Consider the following 20,200-nt stretch of genomic DNA (forward strand, 5'->3'; position numbering starts at 1 on the left):
GGGGGCTCCGGGCTCTCCTGCCGCAGCACGACCGCCCAGGGATCGTCCCTGCGCGCGGGGGGACCGCTCTCGATGACCTGGGCTTTCTCCCTGGGGAGAAGGCCCAAGAGGCCACTTTTGAATTGTCCGGCATAAGCCGCATTCCGCAGGTGTGGATTGGGACGAGCGGCTCGGTTGCCCGGCCGCGCTGGGCGACTGGTTGCCCGGTCGCGCCTGCCCGCTTCCTTCCTCCGCGGCCGATATCGGGCGGAGGGGCTTCCTGCCCTTGCCTTGCGGCTGGTGCAGTCCACGGGCGTTCTACTCCCCCGTCCGGGGGGCGAGCCCTCACTCGCAGAAGCGGGGCGGTTCAGACTCTAAGTCGACTTGCGATCAAATCGGCGCATTGCAATCGCTGTTCACCTTTATACACCAATTGTCAGTGGTGCCTGAAAGGGTGCCTTTCATGAGCGAGACAACCACGGTCGTGGTCAAAGAAGCCTTGGACCCCACCCCCGCCCAGGCGCTGGTCCTGCAGCGGTACGCCGACGCGTCACGGCATAGCTTCAACTACGCCCTCGCGCGCAAGCGGGCGGCGCAGCAGTTGTGGAGCCGGGGGCGTGACCGGCTCGTCGCCGAGGGGCAGACGCCGGCCGAGGCTGCGCGGAACGCGCCGAAGGTGAGGGTCCCAGGGCAATTCGACATCCAGAAGTTCTTTCTCGCCGAGCGGGACAAGCCCCTGTGTGGGCCTCTGCTGCAGGGCCAGGAGCGGCCGCGTCCGTATCCGTGGTGGAAGGGGGTGCACGCGGTGGTGTGCCAGCAGGCGTTCCGGGACGCGGACGTGGCCTTCGCCAACTGGAAGAACTCGTCGCGCCGTAAGGGCGGGCCGGTCGGCTTCCCTCGGTTCAAGCGCCGGGGGAAGTGCCGTGATTCCCTTCGTATGTTCAGCATCAGGCTTGTTTCAGACGATTTGCGGCATGTGCGTATCGGTGGGGAGCGGGGCGGGCAGCCGGCGTTCACGGTGCGGCTGCACCGGTCCGCGCGGCGCCTGGCGTTGCTGCTGGCGCGCGGCGGGCAGACGAAGTCGGTGACGGTCGCCCGGGAAGGGCACCGGTGGATGGTGGCCTTCAACGTCCGTGTCCCTGCCGGTCCGCCGCCGCGGGCGACTCGGCGGCAGCGCGAGGCGGGAACGGTGGGAGTGGATCTGGGTGTGAAGGTGATCGCCGCGCTCTCGGACCCGCTGCTGATCAACAGCAAGGAGACCCATCTGGTTGAGAATCCTCGGCATCTGGAGAACACCCGGCGGCAGCTGCGGAAATGGCAGCGGCGGATGGCCCGCCGGTATGTGCGTGGGGTCAGCTTCGCCGAGCAGTCCCATGGCTGGAGGGAAGCGCGGGACCAGGTGGCCCGGCTGTACGCGCTGGCGGCCGCGCGCAGGGCCTCCACCCAGCATCTGCTCACCAAGCGGATCGTGACCCAGTACGACCACGTGGCCCTGGAGGACCTGAGGGTGAAGAACATGACCGCCTCCGCCCGCGGCACCGCCGAGCAGCCCGGCCGCAACGTGAAGGCCAAGTCCGGGCTCAACCGGGCCATCCTCGACGCCGGCTTCGGGGAGATCCGCAGGCAGGTCGAGTACAAGGCGCTGATGTACGGGACCAGGGTCACCATCGTCGATCCGGCCTATACGTCCCAGACCTGCAACCGCTGTCGTCACGTCGACGCGAAGAGTCGCCGCACCCGCGACCTGTTCACTTGCACCCGCTGCGGCCACGCCACCCACGCCGACATCGGCGCCGCCAACAACATCAAGGCCCGAGCCCAGCACGTAGACCCGCCGACCGCTCCGTAGCTCTCGCGGGCGAGTCGCCCACGGCCCCTCGGCGAGCACCTCGCAGACAGGCTCGCCCTCTGAGGACGCCACCCAGCGAGTAGCCGAGCCCGCTCTACCACCCTGCGGCGGTCGGCGGCGGAAGAGTCCCAGGCGGACTGCCCGAGGTACCAGCAGCAGCCGGTTCTCCCGTTCGCGGTCGAGGGAGATCTGGGTGCCGGGCCCGTCGCCGGCGGGGCGGAGGTCTTCGGCGGTGAGGGTGAGGCGGCGGATCCGGGCCCGCTGGAACGCCATCGCGTCGAGGAGCCGGAACGCGGCCGTGCGCAGGTCGTCGGTGTGGGCGGAGGGCTGGGGCAGGGCCCGGGTCCGCTCGACGCTGGAGCCGTCGGCGAACCGCACCGCGAGCGTGGTGCGGCGGGCGACCTGCTCGCGGCCGCGGACCCGGCCGGCGAGGGTGACGGCCAGGTCCAGGAGCGCGGCGCGGACGCGGACCGGATCGACGGTGTCGACGGCGAAGGCGTGCGCGGCGCTCGTGGACTCGGGCATCCGGTCCGCGGTCACGCCGCGCGGGTCGATCCCGCGGGCGCGGTCGCGCAGGGTGCGCCCGGCCTTGCCGCCGAGGATGCGGCAGGCGACGGTCTCGTCCATCGCGGCGAGCGCGCCGATGGTGTGCAGGCCGTAGTGCTGGAGGCTCGCGGCCTGGGCGGGGCCGATGCCGTGGACGGCCTGGACAGGCAGCGGCGCCAGGAACCGCTCAGCCGCCTGGCGGTCGGGCAGGGTGAGGACGCCGGACCGGTCCACGTGGGCGGAGGCGGTCGCGGCGGTGGACCAGGTGTCGGCGACGCCGATGTGGACGTCGATGCCGTAGCGCGCGAGGGCCTGGACGCGGGCGCGCTGGGCGAGCTCGCCCGCGTCCACGCCGAACAGGCGCCGGGTGCCGGAGAGCTGGGCGAGGGCGGCCAGGGGCGGGAGCGGCTGGACGAGCGGGGTGTACTCGCCCAGCAGGCCGAGGATGCGGCGGTGGCCGTCGGGGGTGGTGTCGGGTCGGCATCGCACGTGCCAGATGAACCGGTCGCGGTCACCGGGGCGGGCCGTCATGCCGCGGCCCTCTCCCCACGGGCCCGGTCGGACCGGGTGGTGCGGGCGGCGCGCGCCGCCCGCAGGAGCTCTGGGCGTCCGCCGGCCGTCGGCAGCTTCCAGTACGGGTGGGAGCACACCTCGGCCGACAGGCGGATCAGGCGGCGGCGCAGCACGGCCGGTGCCGCCGGGCGGGGCCCGGCGAGCGCCTCGTAGACGGTGATCCAGCGGGTCTGAGCGTCGATGAGGTCGGGTGGGAAAGTCGTGCGCGCCATGCCACTATGGAAACACCTGTTCGAATATCTGCGCCAGCGCGTTGCGCCCCGATGAATGGGAACGGGAGTTCTACCCTGGCGCTGCCCCGCCGCGCCGCGCCCCGAGAAAGCCGACCGCCATGACCACCCCTGCCGCCGCCCCCAGGAACCTCGCGGCCCAGATGTGCCCGCCGGAGTACCTCGGCCGCTGCGCGATCTGCCAGAGGGACTGCCACCGGTACGGGTCCGGCGGATGCCCGCTGTGCCAGACCTGTGCCGCCACCTCCCCGGCTCTCCAGAAGAAACCGGCCGTCACCGGCGCCACGGCGGCGCCGTTCGCGATGGCGTGAGACCGTGCTCGACCTGCCCGACGACCTCGAACAGCTGGAGACCCTGGAACTGCTCCAGCGCATCATCCTGCGCGACATCCTGATCAAGAAGGAGCAGGTGGAGAAGCGCCGGGCCGCGATGCGCCCGGTGCGGACCCTCCCCGAGGGCCCGGGGTGGGTCGTCGCGTACCTGCGCGAGCGCGGGCGCCGGGTCCCGGCAGCCGTCCACATCGGCGACTGCACCCTCGCCGGAACGAACGCCAAGGCGATCAGCGCCGAAGAAGCACGCCGGATCCTGGCCGAAGGCCCGATACCCGGCTGCGACATCTGCCGGCCCGACCGCGAGCTCGGCATCCTCGGATAACGGTCCGGGCCGCCCGGAGGGCGACCGGCCCGGGCGGCCCCGCCACCTCCGCCACGTCGGAGGTCGATACGCCTCAGGGCGCCGCCGTGGTGTCGTTGCACGGCGGCTCGACGAAGTGCTTGTCGAGCTCGGTCTTCCAGTGCGCGGCGACGGCCTCGGAGGTCTGGCCTGACGGAACAGCCCGGGTGAAGCGTGCCAGCCAGGTCCCGCCGTCGGGGCCGAGGACCGACACCTCGTAGCGGCCGCCGGCCTGCATCTGGCCTTGTGCGCCCTGCGGCAGCCCGATCTCTGCCTCGGCCGGCAGGGTGCCCTTGAACACGGACAGGGTGCGGACCTTGAAGGTCCGCAGCCCGGCGTCGTCGCCCTTGGCCACGAACTGGCCGCGCTCGACGACGTCGACCAGGGCGAGGTTCTGCGCACGGGCCGCCTCGGCCGCGTCGGAGACGGTCGCCCCGCACAGCGACTCCACCGTGGCCACGTCGTCCCGCTGGTAGTAGGCGGCGCCGACGCCGGCCGCGGCGAGGGCCACGGCGAGGGCGGACCCGAGCACGATCTTGTTCATCTCAGCCCCAGAGCTTCTTGTAGCTGGTCTTGTCGACGTCGGGGATCCAAGTGATCTCGTAGCCGGGCGTCGGGCCCGTCTTCCACATCAGGGAGACGACGTTGTCGCTCTTGTGGCACAGGCCCAGAGCATGCCCGAGCTCGTGGAGCGCGACGTACCGGCGCAGGGCCTTCGAGGCGCCGCCGAGCTTCTGCCTGTTGAAGACGATGTAGTCGGTCGCCCCGAACCCGCCGTGCCGCTCGTACCGGCCGAGCGGGTCGGTCGCCCGGGTCCCGAGGTTGGCGTCCTTGAACTCGACGTCGTTCGACGTGAGCGCGGAGTCGGCCACGATCTTGATCTTCGAGCCGGAGTACTGCCACGCCGAGATCGCGAACTTTCGGGCGTCGTCGTAGCCGGTGTCGTCCGTCCATCGGATCTCCCCGTCATCGACGGCGGAGTCCCCCCTCGACTCGGTCTCGCCACCCACACACGCAGCCGCGGCAGCCGTACGCGCGGCCGCGGCCGGGGCGCCGGCCAGGGCCGCGCAGGCTGTGGCGGCGAGCAGCAGAGGCACCCATCTCGACATCACGGCACGTAGCGTAGTGACTACCGTGCATCACGGGCGTCGCTCGGCCGGACCGTCCCCCTACCGAGCGACGCACATCCCGGCCGGGCCGCGGCCGAAGCGCCATCACGGCCTCCACCGGGCCCGGCCGGTGCGGCTACGACGCCGGGGTGTAGTGGACGACGGAGTCCTCGCACGGCCCGTCCGCGTACACCGACAGGGCGTCGATCTCCGCCTGGTCCGCAGACAGGCCCCAGCGGCCCTTGTCCTCCGTCCACTCGGTGACGTACCGGCAGGCGGCCTCAGGGGCCGGCGGCATCCACTGGGCCGGGTCCTGGTCCGCCTTCGACCTGTTCGACCGGGCCATCACCGCAACGAGCGAGCTGGCGGCACCCTGGTCGTTCGCATACGCCTCACGGCGCGCGGGAGTCCAGGTGCTGGCGCCGGAGTCCCATGCCTCGGCGAGCGGCACCATGTGGTCGATGTCCAGCTTCGCCGCGTCGGTGACCACCTGGCCGTCGTAGTACGAGATCCACCGGCCGCCGGTCAGCTTGCAGCCAGCCTCGACGACCGGGGCCTCGACCGCCTCGTCGAGGAGCACCTCCGCACGGGTGTTGCAGCCGTCTGCCGGGTCCAGACCGGCGTTCCAGTGCTTGAACTTCGTCCGCTCGTAGCCGTCCCGGGACTCGGCGGCGACCGGGATCTGCTTGATCGCCTCGGCAAGCGGCAGCACCACGGCGCCCGGCGCCTGGGGCGCGGCAAGCGCGGTGTGCGGAAGGGCGAGCGGGGTCAGGGCGAGGGAGAGCGCGGCCAGGCCGCGGGCCATGTTCTTGATCACGAACACGTGGATAGCGGCCTGGCCTGCTGCGTGTCCGGCGATCACCGGAACTGTCGTCCGGGCGGGCGAACTCGTTCACCGCAGAAACGTCGCGCCCGCAGCGCCCAGGGCGACGGCCTCCGCAGGCTATCGGTCTGGGGCAGGGGCAGGGTGCCGAAGCCTTGCGTGACGCGCTCGGGCGCGGCTGCTGGCTGTTGCGTGCAGTCCGCGCCCGAGTCCGCCGCTGCGCGCCTGTCCCGCGCGCGGTCGGGACGGGCGACGGACACGACGACGATGAACACCCGGCCAGGACGAAGGAGATCCAGCCGACGGTGGTCATCCCGAGCACGGCGATGGCGAACACCACCCCCCGATCTGGCCGGCGCTCAACCGCAGGGAGCTCCGCTCCTCCAGGCGGCCCAGCTCGGGAAAGTACGGGGCGGATTCCCCGCATCAGAATGCGCCACCACCCCACCCGGCACAACGAACTCCCACCCCCAGCACTCCACCCCACGAAACACCCCGTCCGCTATTGCGTCAAAGCGGCCCTCACCTGCGTTCATTCACGTCCCCCGCACGCACGCGTGATCGAGACTAGAGTTCCAGCAGATCGTCCAGATATCCGACCAGGTTTCCCGGAAGCGAGGCTTTGTCGATGTCACGGAGGCGCTCGAGGGAGGCAGCCTCCAGCATTCCGCCGGAACCCAGCTCCAGTAGAGCGTTCAGTTGGGATTCGAGGGCGGCCGGATCCTGTTCACAGGCCGCCGCGATCGACAGCGCTCCCGCCAGCAGCATGACATCGGATCGCGAGTAATGACGTAGCCAGTCCACCGACGAGTCGGCGCTGAGCTCTCGCCGACGGGGATCCGGGTCTGTCACCTGTCGGATCAACTCCACCATCTGAGCAGGCTTCACGCTCATGCTTCGGTTCCCTCACTCGGGTAGGGGAGATTGTGGCCAGAGGGCCATGGTATATGCGTCGCATTGGCCGCAGCAGGATCATAATGAGGACTGTCGGGGTTGGAAACTTGCCGGTGGTAAAGTTTTCCCGATTCGTCCTGATATTTACCGCCGACTTGTATGCGGTAAATATCCCCGCTCGCCGAATTCGACCCCTCGGGGGCCGTTCCGTCGGCCTCGTGAACGCGCAGGCGAGCAGTATTTCCTGTCTCGGGATCCGTCCATTTGTAGTTGACTCCGACCTTCGGTCCACCGTCCGGGTCGGGCTTGAAGCCGAGATTGATTGCGTCAGCCGGGAGGACAGACATCGGATTGTCACCCGCGCTCAAATCCCAGCCCCCTCCGTCAACGCGTTCGGGGCCGTCCACGCGGCCTCCCTCTCCGCCCTCGTCTTCCGTCTCTGAGGCATCAGCAGCGTCCGCGTCGGGAAGCAGGTCGGGCTCCGCGTCGGTAGCCTCCGCGTCCATGGACTCGGTGTCGGGCAACCCATCGGCATCGCGGTCAGGATCGTGGTCGGCCGCTTCGCTGGACTCCGGCTCCTGCGGGAGACCGGCCTCGTCCGGTCCCTCCGACGGCGGGCCGTCGACGCCCTGGGAGACCTCGTCGGCGCGGGCGCCGACGGCCCCTCCCGCGGTGGCCCTGTCCGCTGCGTCGACCGTGGCCCCGATCAGGGCCACGCCGGCTCCGGCCGCGGCTGCTACGGCATTGACCGTACCTTCGGTCACGGTGCCTGCCGTTTGGGCGAGTTCGTTGCCGGGGGCCGGCTCTTCTCCTGTCTCCGCGGCCTGTTGGTCGGCGCCCGTCGGGTCGTCGTGGTCCGTGCGTTCCGCTTCGGGTGAGGTCGCGGAGTCGGACGGGGGCGTGTCCTGAGCAGCGTCGGGCTCGGCCTCGGAGTGCGGTTCCCGTTCGGGGTCGGGTCGGAGTTCGTGATCGCGTCCGAGTTCCCCTTCGGGTTCGGGGTCCTGTTCCGCCGCCGGCTCCGGCTCGGCTTCGGATTCCGGTCCGGCGTCCGCGTTACGCTCCCGGTCAGGGTCGGGCACCCGCTTCGATTCCGGATCCGGTTCGGACTCGAACAGTTCGGGGTCGCGTTCGAGCTCCGGCTCCGGCTTTGCCTCGGGTTCTGACTCCGGATCCGGTTCGGTGTCGGGCTCCGCTTCCCGCTGAGGCTCCGGCTCCCATTCCTGCTCGGGCTGCTTCTCGGGTTCCGGCTCGGGCTGCTTCTCGGGTTCCGGCTCGGGTTCCGGCTCGGGTTCCGGCTCGGGTTCCGGCTCGGGTTCCGGCTCGGGTTCCGGCTCGGGTTCCGGCTCGGGTTCTGACTCCTGTTTCTGAGGTTCCGGCTGTTCCGGGGTTTGCTCCTCGGGAGCCGGTTCTTCCTGTGGGGTGCCGGTCGGCTCCGGGGAGGGGGGTTCGGGCTGGTCGTGGGTGAGGCCGTCCGTTTCGGGCGGGGGCGGGTCCTTGGGGGTGCCGGGCGTGGTGGGTTCCTGGTGGGCTGCGGGCGGCTGCGCTTCGGACGGGTTCCAGGGCTCGGCCTCCTGGGGTGCGTCCATCGGCGGCGGGTCCGGGACGTGGTCGCCGTCCCACGGCTGTTCGGCGGCGTACGCGACGGGGCCCGTCTCCGAGTCGGTGTTCGTGTCCGTTGCCGCTTCGGCGTCCGCCGCCCCCGGCTCCTCCTCCGGTTCGTCGCCGTCCCGGGGCGCGTCCATCGGCGGCTCCGGGGGCGGAGGAGGCGGGGGCGGGGCGTCGATCGGACCGTCGAGTTCGCTCATGGGCGGGTCCCCTTCTCGCGGGCGCATTCCAGCGCCACCCGTACCGCCGTCTCCGCCGCCACCGCGCGCAGGCGGGGTCCCGCCGCGCAGGCCATCGTGAAGGCCCGCGTCACGTGTTCCTCCGTCGTGCCGCCTGTCACCGCCGCTACCGCGTCGCGCAGCCCGCTGCGTTCCACGTCGCCGACCCGGGCATGGACCCGCTCCTGCCGGTACCCCGGCAGGGCGTGGATCTGGAGGCGGTGGTCCGCCCCCGAAGTCCCGGTCAGGACCAGGCCCCGGGAGGCCCACTCGGCCTCGTGGTCCGGGTAGGTGTGCGGGCCGTCCGGAACGGATGTCCTGGCCTGGTGGATGACCCGGAGCACGTCCCGGAATCGGTAGTTCGCGTACGTGTAGCGCCGCGGGTCGCCGCCCGGCGGGTCGGTGCCCAGCAGTTCGGCGCGGAGCACGGTGTGCAGGCGCCGGGCGAAGTCGCCGGGGTCGACCTCGTCGCGCATCAGGGACTCGCGGGCGGACACCGCACGTTCCACCCCGTACACCAGGGTGCATTCCAGGTCGCGGTCCGGGAGCGCCGTCAACGCGGCCCGGACCGGGTCGGACGGGCCCGGCGCGTCCTTGCCCATCGCCTGGGCCGAGGCCGCCACGTCCGTCCAGATCAGGTGGAGGGGCCCCACGGAGCGGTGGTGGGAGTCGTTCATCGTGCGCAGGGTGCACGGCTCGCGGCGGCAGGAGGTCCCGCACAGCGGGCTGCGGCTGCTCAGCAGCGGCGGCTCCGTCGACGCGTCCTCGGCGCTCTCGGTGTGCTCCCCGTGCGGGATCGCCGTCAGGACGGGCCGGTCCATGCCGTCGGCGGCGACGGCGGCCCGTCCGGGCGGCAGGGCCACGACGTTCTCGCTCTGCTCGGGCTGGAGGTTCATCGTCGCGCCGACCGCCCGCCGGTCGTCCTCCGCGGGCAGCCGGTGCATGATCTTCAGCGCGCTGTTCTTGATGACGTCGGGCAGGATCTTGCTGGGGATCTGCTCGACGATCACGACACCCTCGCCATACGCCCGGATCTCCGCCAGCAGGGAGGCGAAGAGCTCGACGGCGGCCGCCGCCGGCCCGTCCTCCACGTTCTTCAGGAGCCGGTGCGCCTCCTCCACCACCAGGACGTGGCGCAGCGGGACCCCGCCGGCGCCGTGGTGCACCCGCAGGTGCTCGACCAGGCGGATGAGCACCGCGCCGATGAGGAATGCCTTGTCCTGGTCATTGGTGATCGTCTCCAGTTCGAGGACCACGTTCCCGGCGAGCAGTCCGGCGATGTCCAGGGGATGGCCGCCCTCGAAGAACCGGCCCGGCGCGCCCTCCCGCAGCGAGCCCATCCGGACGTCGACGAAGCCCCGCACGTCCGCGGTGACCTCCTTGCCGTACCCGATCATCTCGACGACCTGCCGGGCGGTGGCCTGGAGTTCGCCCAGGGTCGGGTAGCGGGCCGTCCGCGGCTCGTCCGGCTCCTCCAGGACGTACTTCGGTTTGTGGGCCGGGCGCGGTTCGCCGGTGACGAGGTCCCATCCGGCGGCCGTGTAGCACTGGGACAGGGCCCGCGACAGCACCTGCGGGAAGGGCTCGTGCCCCTCGAACGCCGCGAGGAACAGGGCCCGCACAAGGTCCACGTGGCTCTGCAGCGGAAAGCCCGGCTCCGGCTCCAGCGGGTTAAGCGAGGCGGGGGCCACGTCCACGTCACCGGGCCGGATCACAGTGACGCTCCGGGCGCGCTCGGGTCCCCCCGCCGCGGCGAGGCGGCCCGCGATGCGCGCGTACTCGGCCTTCGCCGGCTCGACCGCCAGCCAGGGGATCGGCCGGTCGTGCGTGGACAGGGCGGTGAGCAGGCTCCGTACCGTCTGGGACTTGCCCGAGCCGGTCGCCCCGCAGACGAAGGCGTGCCGGTTGAGGGTGGAGCGGGAGACGTGGAGCCGGTCGGCGGGCATGAGGGCCTCGTCGAGGATGTCGCCGATAAGGAAGGCATCGGCGTCGTGTCCCGTGTCGTCGGAGGTGACGTCGAACCGGTTCGGGGCCACCGTACGGATGCCCGGAAGCTCCCGGGCGGGCGGCCGGGCCAGCGCCGCGACCAGTTCGGCAGGGGCGATGAAGGGCACGCTGCCCGGCGGCCCGGCGGAGCCCGCGGCCGGGGCCGCCGCCGGTTGCGGCGTGACGGTGGTCAGCGCCTCGGCGAAGGGCATCGGCCGCCGCATCGGCACGAGGACGTACGGCAGCTCGTCGAGGTCGCCAGCGCCGCACAGCAGGGCCGCCGAGGCGAGCGCCGACTCGGGCTGTTCGGCGCCGACCAGCACGCGCACGTTCCACACCCCGGTGGCCAGGGCCCGGGTCAGCTCGCGGTAGCGGGCCTCGGCCCGGTCGGCCGCCACCCGGTCGGCAACGGAGTTCTCGCGCTGGCGCAGCCGGGGCAGCTGGACGGCGAGTGCCGCGCGCTCCTGGTCCAGTCGCTCGTACGGGACTGGCTCGGCCAGCACGAGCCAGGCGAAGGCATCCGGCAGGTGGGCGACCGCGTCGTCGAAGGAGCCGCGGCGTTCACCCGGCAGGGCGCGGTCGTCGTCGCCCAGGCGCAGGGCGTCGTGGGAGCCGGGGCAGGGGATCCAGAACGGCAGCCGTTCCAGCAGGGCGACCGTCTCGCCCGCCGGGACATCGCAGGCGGTGGAGCCGGGCGGGTAGCGCAGGGGGCGCTGCGCACCGTCCGCGGCGGGCTCGTCGCCCGCAGGCGGGAAGCCGGGCGCTCCGCCCACCAGGAAGTGCAGCGGCCGGTGCCGGCCCGTGCGTATCCATGCCGCGGCCAGACCCGCCGGGCGGTGCTCCCCTCCGGCTGAGGGCGCGGAGAGCACGGCGTGGGCCGCCGTGACGGCAGCCGTGAGCTGGGCGGCCGTACGGTCCTCCGTACGGCCGTCCTCGGGCCGCCGGGGCACGGTGATCAGGCGGTAGAAGCGGTACGCGTCGAGTCCGGCGGGCCGGGCCGCGCCCCCAGACCCGGCACCGGAGCTCACGTCAGGCTCGCGCGGGGGCGGGCGGAGAGCCGGGGCAGGAAGTTGATGCCGGGATTACAGTCCCCGAACACGACGCGGCGGCCCGCCGGCCCGGTTTCGACGAGGACCAGGCCGGTCACCGGGAGGGCCTGGAGCTGGGTGGGCTCGATCGCGAACTCGTAGACGCGGCTGAGGTTCTCGCCGGTCGTCGTGGACCGGGCGGTGGAGGTGTTGGTCGAGTCCTGCCAGCTGCGCGAGAGGGAGGTCGAGAAGGACCTGGAGCTGCCCCAGCTGCTGCCGGAGGTGCCGCCGCCCCTGTTGGAGCCGTCCGTGTCCGAGACGCCCTGCTGGCCTCCGTAGCTGCTGCCGCGGCCCTCGGTGAGGGTCTCTCCGACCTGCCGGGTCAGCTGGTTGACAAGGAACTTGTGCTCCTGCCCGATGAACTGCGCGGCCGCCTTGGCCTCCTCGCCGTTGCCCATGCGCATGAACACCGTCGCGCTGTCCGATCCGCCGGCGACCTGGACGGTGCCCTCCCGCAGGTGTTCGAGCAGGAACACGAGCCGGACACCGGCCGTGCGGGCCTCGCGCGCCATCGATTCCAGGGCGTCACGGCCGAGGTGGTCGGCTCCGGCGACGACGAGGGTCCCCGAGCCGTGCGCCATGGCGCGGGTGCGTAGCGCGTGAACCAGCCGGAAGAAGACGAAGCGGTCGGTGAGGTCCTTGCGGCGGCGCACGGAGTCATCGGTCGTGACGATCGTTAGTCCGCCGGGCCTCCACCAGTCCACGACGCGGCCGCCGCCGGGGACGGCGGCCTCCTGCCCCCTCGACGTGAGCAGCTCCGTCTGCGCCCGTACGTAGCGCAGTTCGTTCTGGACTCGCTCGCCCTGGCCCAGGAGATCGACGGCCCGGGTGATCGACTCGACCTCGGTGGGGCCGAGCGGCCCGGGCGTGCCGGGGGCGGGGTCGTAGACGCGGAGCAGCACGCGCAGCCCGGCGGCGAGCCGGGCGAAGGTGACGGGCCCTTCGAGAAGTTCCGCGACGGTCTGCACGAGGTCCACGTCGATGGTGTGGAGGTCCACGTCCGCGCCGGGAGGCCGCATGGTGCCCAGCGCCTCCGCCACGGTCTCGGCTAGCTCCTCGGGAGTGAACTCCGTGCTCAGATCGGCGTCGAGCAAGGCCCCGGGCATGGGTACGTGGGCGACGGCGATGTCGCGGCGCGCAGCGAGACTGGCGAGTTCGAGGGCGACGGCCTGCTGGGTGAGGTCCAAGACAACGAGCGGGGCGCCACCGCCGAGGAGCGGTCCGCCGACTGTGGCGAGCAGGCTGGCCCAGCCGTTGCCCGTCCCGCCGAACACGTCGATCCGGCTGGGACCGGAGGCAAGAGAGAGAGGGAACCAGGTGTCCAGCGTGTCGTTGTGCCGCAGGTGCTCTGCATGGTGGGCATCGATCCGGCTCTGCCAGGCACGCCGGCGCTCCTGGTAGTCCCGCCGGGCGCTGGTGCGGGCGGCGTCCAGGCGCCGACGGGCAGCCCTCAGCCTGGCGTCCGGGGAAGCCGCGGCCATGAGAACGATGATGAGGACGACGACGGCCACGACGACAGCCAGGCCGCCGACCGCGTAGGCGACGATGCCCGCGAGCAGGAGCAGACAGCCCGTGCCTTTGCTCTTCCGGGCGGTCATGGCGCGCATCTCCATGGCGCGGACCTCGTCGCCAGAGGGTTCGGAATAGACCGGCGGATGCTTGGCGTCCGGGTGTGCGGGGGGCGCGGACGGCTGAACGAACTCCCAGCCCCAGCGCTCCTGGCCGGTGAAGACCCGCCGCGCCAGTTCCGCTCCGGCATCCGGATCTCCCCCGCCCTGAGGTTCGGTTACCGGTGCGCTCTCGGCAGTGCTCATGACGCCCCCCCTGTGAATGTCGGAGCATCCTGACCTTCCGGAGCGCCCCTGTCAGCTTCTGGGGGCTCTTTAGAAGACCTCTTTGGCCATAAGTCATCTACGAATGACCGAAGTTGATGCACCGTCATATGCTTGCAGCAGCGCACTCCGCCGTGAGGTCCGTGATCCGGGCCGGGCCGATGCGGCAGCAGCCGCCAATGAGGCGGGCGCCCGTGCGGCGCCTGGCGGCGACGGGCCAGCGGGGCCCGTTCCGCGGGGGGCAGTTGGCGGTGGCCGGCAGAGGGTTCAACCGGCCGGGACCCGCTCGTGCTCCAGCGTGCTGAAGTCGCCGACGTCGAGACGGGTGTCGTAGTCCTCCGGGGCAATCCCCAGCTCGTGGGTGGAGTACACGCCGAAACCGTTGACGTGCTGGGTCAGGTACGGTGACATCTCGGCGGGCCCCGGCCGCCCACCGTGCGGGGCCCGGATCTGGCGGCGGTATGGGCCCGGACCGGATTCACCCTCGCGGACGACGCACGGGCCCGCCCTCATCGCACCGCGCCACCCCGGGTGGCGCGGCCTGGCCGTACGAAAGGGCCCTGATCGTTTTCGGTCCCTGCTGGGGATCTTTGAGACAGGCCCTCCGGTATGGGCGTGCCGATCCCGCCCACGACTCCACACTACGCACTGAAACGATGTAATTACGGTGTGAAGTGGGGGAGTTGTGGCGCGCGTCGATGCGAATGAGCTCAGGAGAGTGCTGGAGGACGGGTTCGCGGCCCTGGACAGCCGCGTGGACGCGGCCCGGCGCGAGGTCGCCGGCGCACTCGACGAACGCGTCCGCGGCCTGCACGACGACCAGCGCGAGACCCGCGATCACGTCCGGGGCATGTCGGACCACCTGGCCCGTGCCGACCACGCGGTACCCACCCTGCGCGACGACATCACCACCCTGACCAGCCTGGTGCGGACCCTGCACACCGACCTGGGAAACCTTGCCGACCGCCTCCTCACCCCGGAGACGACGGCGAAGAGCACCGACGACGAGCAGCCGGTGCCCGCCGCGGGGCAGGCCGTCCCGACCCAGACGCCCCAGGACCCGCCGCCCGTCGCCGAGCCCGGCAACGCCGCACAGCCGCCCGCCCCCGCCACCACCCCGCAGGGAGCCACCGTGACCACCGAACCCACGCCCGGCGAGCAGCCCTCGCAGGAGGAGAACGACCAGGCCCTCAAGCGCGCCGTCGAGGCCGCGTACCGCGGCGCCCCGGCCGGCCAGCCCGCCCCTGCCCCCCAGCCCCCGGCCGCCGAGGCGCAGGACCCGCGGGTCGCCCACGGCGTGCTGCTGCTGCGGGCCGCCGGCGTCGCCCTGGCTGAGGTCATCGCCCACCGCCACACCTGGGAGTGGCTCGCCGGCCGCGCCGCCGGCCACGATCACTTCCGCACGCCGCCCGCCATCGACGACCTGCCCGACGGCCGCATCACGACCACCATCTCCGGCCGCTCCCTGATCGCCCTGCTCATCGTCCTGTGGGAGATCCGGGAGGCGTCGGGCCTGGACGGCGACTGGGCCCTGGCCACCACCGCCTACCAGCGCGCCGACACCGCCCTGAGCGGCGTCACCGACCAGGGCACCACCATCCGCATCGTCCTCGACGACGGCTACGACGAGGCCGAGGAGGACAGCGACGGACCGGGGCCGGCCCGCCAAGGCCGCTGACCACACGCACATTCCGGCCCCGCCACCTTCTGGCCCCGGACACCCTGCTCGGCTGATGCTCTGGCTATGCGTCAGCCGTCCTCGTGACCGTCGCCGTGAACGGCGCTTCGGCGGTCGGGGGTGCCGGGGCCCAGGGGCCGGTGACGCGCCAGCCGTCCCGCTCCAGGACCCGGGTGGCGGCCTCGGGGTCGAACGGGACGTCCGGGCCGGTGCTGGTGCAGTAGCCGACCGGGCCCAGGACCGGGTCGTCGACGTAGACGTGCCAGTCGGTGTCGTACTCGGCCCGCGCGGTCAACGCCGCGGCGGGCGCGATGGGGTGGTCGTGCGTCATGCCCTCACCGTAGGGGTGAGGGAGGGGCCGACGGCGGACCTTTCGGATTCTGCTCCGCCGCCCCCTCCCTTCACACAGCCCTGCCCAGCGGCACCGGCTGCGGAACCGAGGCCACCACCGCTCAGGCTTCCCCTGCCGCGCGCTCCGCGCGGGCCCGACGCAGGGCGGCGGCGTGGGAGGCGTCGACCTGGCGGCGCCACTGGAGGCGGGCCTGCTCGACCGGCCGCGCGGCCTGGCGGTGCGCCTCGATCGCGCGCAGGTACCCGTCCGGCGGCGGCCGGCGCTCCACCGGGACGGCGGGCAAGGCGGGCGCTGCCGGGGTGGCCACCGCCGTGGTGGCGCTGGACTTCGCGGGTGCGTGCGCCAGGACCCGCAGGGCGCGGACGTGCGCCTCCGGCACCGCCTGGCTGGCCGCCGCGATCAGCTTCGGTGCGCTCCAGCGGGCTTTCGTGGCGTACACAGGGGCGTCGGGGACGATGTCCAGGCGACCGGACTGCTCGTCGTACGCGACGGCCCAGACGTGCCCGGCGAGCTGGGGCTGATGGATCTGGGCGCGGGCGAGGGGCGACGGGACGGTCGTCGATACTGAGGACGCAGTCGCTATTTGTCGCGTGATACGACGGTTTCCATTGACAAGCCCTGTTTTTGGAGAGTTTCGAGAGTGTGCTGGGCGGTCCTGCTTACACGTTCCAGGTAAAGCTCGTCGCGGCCGGTGGCAGACCTGATCAGGAGAGTGAGCAGATCTACGAGTGGTTGATCCTGGTCTCCCAAGGTTTCTGCGCGGAGTCCCGCAAGTAGTTCGTGCTTGGCCTCATGGTCGACGCGGGCGGCGAGAGCGGTCAGCTCCACCTCCGCCAGCGTCGTCGTCCAGCCGCCGGCCCGTGCTGGCGCGGCGTCGTGCATCAGAGAGCGAAGCGCAAGCGCGAGCAGGACTCGGATGACGCCGTCACCGGTCGCCTGAGGGATTCGCCACCCGTCGAAGCGCCGATACCGATCGCTCTGAGCTTCGGCATCACGGTCGTGTTCCCGCATCAGGGCGGCAGCGGTCTGGGACAACAGGCCCCACGGGGCGGTTAAGTCAGACTGGTCCATGAGTGGATTGTGCATTCCCTTCGGCCTAAGCCGAAGGGAATGCACAAGTCGTGGGTGGATCCGCTCACAGACAGCGCGCCTGCAGCACCGCGCTCGTGGGCGTGACCGTGGCCGTCTGGCCGTCCTCGGTGAATGATCCGAGTGTCCTGGTCCTGTAGCTGTAGAGCGGGTCCGACGCGTTGTACTCACAGGTGAATGCCGCAGTCGTGTACCGGTAAGGCGGGGGGCAGGAGTACTGGCGTGCCGACGAGGCGACCGTGAGCCACTGGCCGGGCCCAGGGGCGTACCACTCCACGTCGACCTCGCTGTTGCATGCCTGCGGAGTGTGAGGAGTGCAGCTCAAAATCCCCCCCACCCCGCTCATCTTGTTCCCGCTGTAGTTGGGCTTCTGCGCGGTGAACTGGCAGCTGACGAGGTCAAGAGCAGACTTGGCTCCCTTAGCCGGGAGGGAGACCTCGATCGTGGGACGTGGCTTGTCGTCGGGGGTGTCAGCCTGTGCTGCGGCGCCGCTGAGCGTGAACGTCACGGCACCCGCCACGGAAAGCAGGGCAACGGACAGTCGTCCTGTACGCAAGGTTCCTCCTGAGGTGAAGGCTTGACGGACAAGTGACCGAACTTATGTGCGGATTCATCGGTGCAGTAGTCCTAATCCCGCCAACGAGCAAGACCGACTCGACACCGCCCAGTCCAGGCATCCCTTGCCGCGCGCTTCGCACCGGCCCGGCGCAGGCTGCCAAGTGGGAGACGTCGGCCTGGCGACGGCGCTCGGTGCGGGCCTGCTTAAACGGCTGTCCGCGTCGAAGCTCACGGCCTTCGCGTGCCCGGCGAGCTCGGGCGCGGCCGCGGCGAGGATTTCGTCGAACCGGGCGAGGACGCTGCCGCCGGCGGCCGGGGCGACCAGGCCGCGCTCGGTCATCATCATGCCGATCGCCTCACCGAGCCCGAGCGGCTCGCGGCCGTCCCGCCGTACGGCGGTGCCGGTACGCCGCTTCGGCTTCTTCGTCTGGGCACCGTACTTCTTCGCCGCCTCCCGGGCCGCGAGCAGGGCCTGGCGGGCGAGGTCGACACCGGACAGCTCCGGGACAGCGTTCATGCGGCCACCTCCAGGGCCTCGCCGTCCAGCGGGAGGGCAGCGAGCTCGGGCAAGTGCTGTAACCACGGCGCGAGCCGGACCGCTCCGGGCGGGCCTGGGTGCGCAACTGCTCCAGCCGCACGGCGAGCAGATGCACGGCGGTGCGGGTCTGCGCCTGTGCGGCGGCTTCGGTCGCGGCGCGCTGGGCGTCGTCGCTGTCGGGCATGGCCCGGTGCCAGGGCTTGGCCAGCTCGGTCGCGTACGCCTAGCGGGCCTCGGCCTCGGCCTGGGCCTGGGCCTGCAGGCTGCGGCTGAGCATCACCAGAGCCTCGTCCCAGTACTCCGCGACCAGGTTCCCAGCGGTGAGGAGCGCGTCGTGCGCGGCGGGGTCCTCGAGCTCCTGCGGGCTGGTCGCTTCCAGAGCAGCCGGGGCAGCGAGCTCCAGAACCTGCGCCCACTCGGCGGCGACGGAGGCATTGATGGCCGTACGGACCTCGGTGGCGACGGCCGCGACCGCGACCTGGTCGCTCAGGTCGGCCGACCAGGTCGCGGCGAGGAGACCGGCCTCGCTGATCAGGACCTCGGTCTGACGCCGGTGGTCACATGCTTCGCACAGCCCGGCCGACCGCGGCTCATCCCGTTCCCTTGCCGGAGCGGAGGACCGAGCCTGGCTGTCCTGCGCCGCGCGCGCAGTCCTGGCGCTCGACACCGACGTCCCGCCGCGATTCCTCTGACCCAGCGATGCCTGTTGTGGGAGAGCCGATGCCGGAGGCCGAGGGCCATCCGGCAGGGAGTAGTTCCGGGCTTGCTCTGCCTTGGCAGCAGGTGTGCCGAAGGTCCTGCAGGCAGGCACGGGGTCCGGCGATGATGGGCTTCTTCACGGGGCCGTCGGTATGGAGGGGGAGCAGGTGGGTGGTCGGGGTGTGCGTCGGGGGTCGTACGTCGCGGGTGGTGGTGCGGTGGTGGCGGTGGCCCTGGCGGTGGTCACGAATTACGTCACCGCGACGGTGCCGGACTGGGCGAGCAACCCGTGGTGGGTGTGGGGGGTGTTCGGCGGCCTCGCCCTGACGGCGGTGGTGCTGCAGTTGTGGGGGCGGCGTCTGGACGCGGCCGAGAGCGGGCTTGCGGGTCGGCCGGTGGCGTTGGGCAGGGTCGTCGCGGGCGGTGCCGCGCCGCTCGGCCCGCCCGTCGTGCACCACCCGGTCCGGGGCCGCGAGGAGGTGCACGCCGGGCTGGAGGCGATGCTCGGCATCAGGCAGGGACGCTGGTGGCGGCGGACAGGGCCATCCCGCTCGCGGGCCGGGTTCGCCGTGCTCGCCGGAGCGGGGGGCATGGGCAAGACGACGGTCTCCGCCACGCTCGCCGACCGTGCCCGCGCGTCCGGTCTGCCGGTGTTCTGGGTGCCCTGGCTCGGCGAGACGGACCTGGCCGAGCGGATGGTGCAGATCGCCGTCGCCTGCGGACTGCCCGAGGACATCCTCGAGGCCGCGCGAGCCGGGCGGGTCAGCCTCGCCGACACCGTCTGGAACCACCTCGCACAGGCAGGACAGTGCCTGATCGTCGTCGACAACCTCGATGACCCGGGCAGCTTCAGCCGGCAGATCGGGCCGGTACACGAGTACCGCGGGTGGATCCGGCCATGGAGCACCGGCCTGCTGCTGGTCACGAGCAGGGTCACCGACCCCGCCGTCTGGGGCAGCAACGCCGAACTCATCAAACTGGCCCCGCTCGAAGAAGACGACGGCGCCCAGGTCCTCCTCGACAGCGCACCCGCCGCCGGGACCCTGGACGAGGCCCGGTACCTCGCCGACCGCCTCGGCGGACTTCCACTCGCCCTGAACACCGCCGCCCTCTACCTCGCCGCCCCCGGCAGCCGCCACCGCACCTTCACCGCCTACCACCAAGCCCTGCGCGAGGAGCTCGGACTCCTCCTCGGCGCCCCCCACCCCCAAGGCCACGACCCCGACGTGGCACGCACCGTCGTCGCGCACACCTGGGACCTCTCCCTCGACCAGCTCGCCACCGACGGCGTCACCCTGGCCCGCCCCGTGCTGAGGCTCCTCGCCCTGCTCGCCCCCGCCCCCGTTCCTCTCTCGTACCTCACCCCCGAACTCGTCACCACGGCCTCCGGCGAGCCGGCCACCGTGCCCGCGGTCGAGGCGGCCGTCAACGGCCTGCACACCTACGGCCTCCTCGACGTCCCCACCACCCCCGACGGCCGCCCCATCCCGGGAACCGTCACCCTCCACCCCCTCATCCGCGAAATCACCGCCCACACCGTCAACGAAGCCACCGACGCGAGAACATGGCACACAGCCCTCGCCCAGCGGATCAGCCAGGTCATCGACGGAACCCTCGCCAGCTTCGTCGACACCCCGGCTACCGACCCGGCCGACGTACGTCGGCTCGCACTCCACACCATCGCCGTCGCCGGTCTGCCCGCCAACCACGACGACACCACCCTCCTCCAGCGCATGAACCAGCTGATGGAGCCGTTGCGGCACCACCGAGCCGATGCCCAGCGCCTCGCCTCGACTGGACACCCGCCGCACCCGGCGACCACCCCGTCACCGGCTACGACGTCCTCTCCCAGGGCGCCGTCGTCGCCACCTCGACCTCCACC

General features: G+C 71.9%; 19 protein-coding genes and 1 pseudogene. 5 read left to right on the top strand and 15 right to left on the bottom strand.

Translation table 11 applies throughout. The features are described from left to right. The first annotated feature begins 442 nt into the window (after positions 1 to 442). Positions 443 to 1,828, top strand: coding sequence for a transposase (locus AB0C99_RS37060; RefSeq protein WP_362484502.1), 1,386 nt, complete (start codon positions 443 to 445; stop codon positions 1,826 to 1,828). Positions 1,829 to 2,074: 246 nt separating this feature from the next. Here AB0C99_RS37060 and AB0C99_RS37065 read toward each other — a convergent pair. Next, positions 2,075 to 2,905: pseudogene (locus tag AB0C99_RS37065) on the bottom strand (hypothetical protein); the annotation flags it as partial. 373 nt (positions 2,906 to 3,278) lie between these two features. Between AB0C99_RS37065 and AB0C99_RS37070 the strand changes: the two are divergent. Continuing rightward, a complete protein-coding gene (locus AB0C99_RS37070; protein ID WP_362484504.1) occupies positions 3,279 to 3,488 on the top strand; it encodes a hypothetical protein in 210 nt (69 codons plus the stop codon). Between the two features lie 4 nt (positions 3,489 to 3,492). Further along, a complete protein-coding gene (locus AB0C99_RS37075; protein WP_362484506.1) occupies positions 3,493 to 3,831 on the top strand; it encodes a DUF6233 domain-containing protein in 339 nt (112 codons plus the stop codon). Positions 3,832 to 3,904: 73 nt separating this feature from the next. Here AB0C99_RS37075 and AB0C99_RS37080 read toward each other — a convergent pair whose 3' ends face one another. From AB0C99_RS37080 to AB0C99_RS37115, 8 genes are all read right to left on the bottom strand, one after another. Then, positions 3,905 to 4,393, bottom strand: coding sequence for a hypothetical protein (locus tag AB0C99_RS37080; RefSeq protein WP_362484508.1), 489 nt, complete (start codon positions 4,391 to 4,393; stop codon positions 3,905 to 3,907). Between the two features lies 1 nt (position 4,394). Next, entirely contained in the window at positions 4,395 to 4,958 is a 564-nt protein-coding gene (locus tag AB0C99_RS37085) for a matrixin family metalloprotease (protein WP_362484536.1), read from the bottom strand. Between the two features lie 136 nt (positions 4,959 to 5,094). After that, entirely contained in the window at positions 5,095 to 5,775 is a 681-nt protein-coding gene (locus AB0C99_RS37090) for an HNH endonuclease family protein (protein WP_362484510.1), read from the bottom strand. Positions 5,776 to 6,348: 573 nt separating this feature from the next. Then, a complete protein-coding gene (locus AB0C99_RS37095; RefSeq protein ID WP_362484511.1) occupies positions 6,349 to 6,675 on the bottom strand; it encodes a hypothetical protein in 327 nt (108 codons plus the stop codon). Further along, positions 6,672 to 8,480, bottom strand: a complete 1,809-nt coding sequence (locus tag AB0C99_RS37100; protein WP_362484513.1) for a polymorphic toxin type 30 domain-containing protein — start codon at positions 8,478 to 8,480, stop codon at positions 6,672 to 6,674. Before AB0C99_RS37100 ends, AB0C99_RS37095 begins: the two co-directional genes overlap by 4 nt. Further along, entirely contained in the window at positions 8,477 to 11,512 is a 3,036-nt protein-coding gene (locus AB0C99_RS37105) for an ATP-binding protein (RefSeq protein ID WP_362484515.1), read from the bottom strand. Before AB0C99_RS37105 ends, AB0C99_RS37100 begins: the two co-directional genes overlap by 4 nt. Next, entirely contained in the window at positions 11,509 to 13,386 is a 1,878-nt protein-coding gene (locus tag AB0C99_RS37110) for a hypothetical protein (RefSeq protein WP_362484517.1), read from the bottom strand. Before AB0C99_RS37110 ends, AB0C99_RS37105 begins: the two co-directional genes overlap by 4 nt. A gap of 285 nt (positions 13,387 to 13,671) precedes the next feature. Next, positions 13,672 to 13,815 (bottom strand): hypothetical protein, encoded by a 144-nt coding sequence (locus AB0C99_RS37115; RefSeq protein ID WP_362484519.1) that lies wholly within the window; start codon positions 13,813 to 13,815, stop codon positions 13,672 to 13,674. 307 nt (positions 13,816 to 14,122) lie between these two features. On the opposite strand from AB0C99_RS37115, the gene AB0C99_RS37120 reads away from it, so the two are divergent. Then, the gene (locus AB0C99_RS37120; RefSeq protein WP_362484521.1) at positions 14,123 to 15,082 is read left to right on the top strand and encodes a hypothetical protein; all 960 of its coding nucleotides are present in this window, start codon (positions 14,123 to 14,125) and stop codon (positions 15,080 to 15,082) included. A gap of 64 nt (positions 15,083 to 15,146) precedes the next feature. Here the strand turns inward: AB0C99_RS37120 and AB0C99_RS37125 are convergent, their stop codons facing one another. The 6 genes from AB0C99_RS37125 to AB0C99_RS37150 form a co-directional block, all read right to left on the bottom strand. Next, entirely contained in the window at positions 15,147 to 15,413 is a 267-nt protein-coding gene (locus AB0C99_RS37125) for a hypothetical protein (protein WP_362484523.1), read from the bottom strand. Positions 15,414 to 15,534: 121 nt separating this feature from the next. Continuing rightward, positions 15,535 to 15,873 (bottom strand): hypothetical protein, encoded by a 339-nt coding sequence (locus AB0C99_RS37130; protein WP_362484525.1) that lies wholly within the window; start codon positions 15,871 to 15,873, stop codon positions 15,535 to 15,537. A 140-nt stretch (positions 15,874 to 16,013) separates the two neighbouring features. Further along, positions 16,014 to 16,505 carry a hypothetical protein gene (locus AB0C99_RS37135; protein ID WP_362484527.1) on the bottom strand — a complete coding sequence of 164 codons (492 nt, stop codon included), beginning with the start codon at positions 16,503 to 16,505 and terminating at the stop codon, positions 16,014 to 16,016. A gap of 64 nt (positions 16,506 to 16,569) precedes the next feature. Beyond that, positions 16,570 to 17,031, bottom strand: a complete 462-nt coding sequence (locus AB0C99_RS37140) for a hypothetical protein (RefSeq protein ID WP_362484528.1) — start codon at positions 17,029 to 17,031, stop codon at positions 16,570 to 16,572. A gap of 102 nt (positions 17,032 to 17,133) precedes the next feature. Continuing rightward, a complete protein-coding gene (locus AB0C99_RS37145) occupies positions 17,134 to 17,598 on the bottom strand; it encodes a hypothetical protein (RefSeq protein ID WP_362484531.1) in 465 nt (154 codons plus the stop codon). A 244-nt stretch (positions 17,599 to 17,842) separates the two neighbouring features. After that, a complete protein-coding gene (locus AB0C99_RS37150) occupies positions 17,843 to 18,286 on the bottom strand; it encodes a hypothetical protein (protein ID WP_362484533.1) in 444 nt (147 codons plus the stop codon). Between the two features lie 253 nt (positions 18,287 to 18,539). Here AB0C99_RS37150 and AB0C99_RS37155 point away from each other — a divergent pair. Continuing rightward, on the top strand, positions 18,540 to 20,200 hold a 1,661-nt coding region (locus AB0C99_RS37155), incomplete at its 3' end, for an ATP-binding protein (protein WP_362484535.1).

Origin of the sequence: Streptomyces sp. NPDC048659, from assembly GCF_040650575.1 — a bacterium.
Lineage (GTDB): Bacteria > Actinomycetota > Actinomycetes > Streptomycetales > Streptomycetaceae > Streptomyces.

What these genes read in the sequence shown, in the direction of transcription:
- AB0C99_RS37060 (WP_362484502.1), top strand. Translation starts at nt 443, where the DNA reads ATGAGCGAGACAACCACGGTCGTGGTCAAAGAAGCCTTGGACCCCACC.
- AB0C99_RS37070 (WP_362484504.1), top strand. Translation starts at nt 3,279, where the DNA reads ATGACCACCCCTGCCGCCGCCCCCAGGAACCTCGCGGCCCAGATGTGC.
- AB0C99_RS37080 (WP_362484508.1), bottom strand. Translation starts at nt 4,393, where the DNA reads ATGAACAAGATCGTGCTCGGGTCCGCCCTCGCCGTGGCCCTCGCCGCG.
- AB0C99_RS37085 (WP_362484536.1), bottom strand. Translation starts at nt 4,958, where the DNA reads ATGTCGAGATGGGTGCCTCTGCTGCTCGCCGCCACAGCCTGCGCGGCC.
- AB0C99_RS37095 (WP_362484511.1), bottom strand. Translation starts at nt 6,675, where the DNA reads ATGAGCGTGAAGCCTGCTCAGATGGTGGAGTTGATCCGACAGGTGACA.
- AB0C99_RS37100 (WP_362484513.1), bottom strand. Translation starts at nt 8,480, where the DNA reads ATGAGCGAACTCGACGGTCCGATCGACGCCCCGCCCCCGCCTCCTCCG.
- AB0C99_RS37110 (WP_362484517.1), bottom strand. Translation starts at nt 13,386, where the DNA reads ATGAGCACTGCCGAGAGCGCACCGGTAACCGAACCTCAGGGCGGGGGA.
- AB0C99_RS37115 (WP_362484519.1), bottom strand. Translation starts at nt 13,815, where the DNA reads ATGTCACCGTACCTGACCCAGCACGTCAACGGTTTCGGCGTGTACTCC.
- AB0C99_RS37125 (WP_362484523.1), bottom strand. Translation starts at nt 15,413, where the DNA reads ATGACGCACGACCACCCCATCGCGCCCGCCGCGGCGTTGACCGCGCGG.
- AB0C99_RS37135 (WP_362484527.1), bottom strand. Translation starts at nt 16,505, where the DNA reads ATGGACCAGTCTGACTTAACCGCCCCGTGGGGCCTGTTGTCCCAGACC.
- AB0C99_RS37145 (WP_362484531.1), bottom strand. Translation starts at nt 17,598, where the DNA reads ATGAACGCTGTCCCGGAGCTGTCCGGTGTCGACCTCGCCCGCCAGGCC.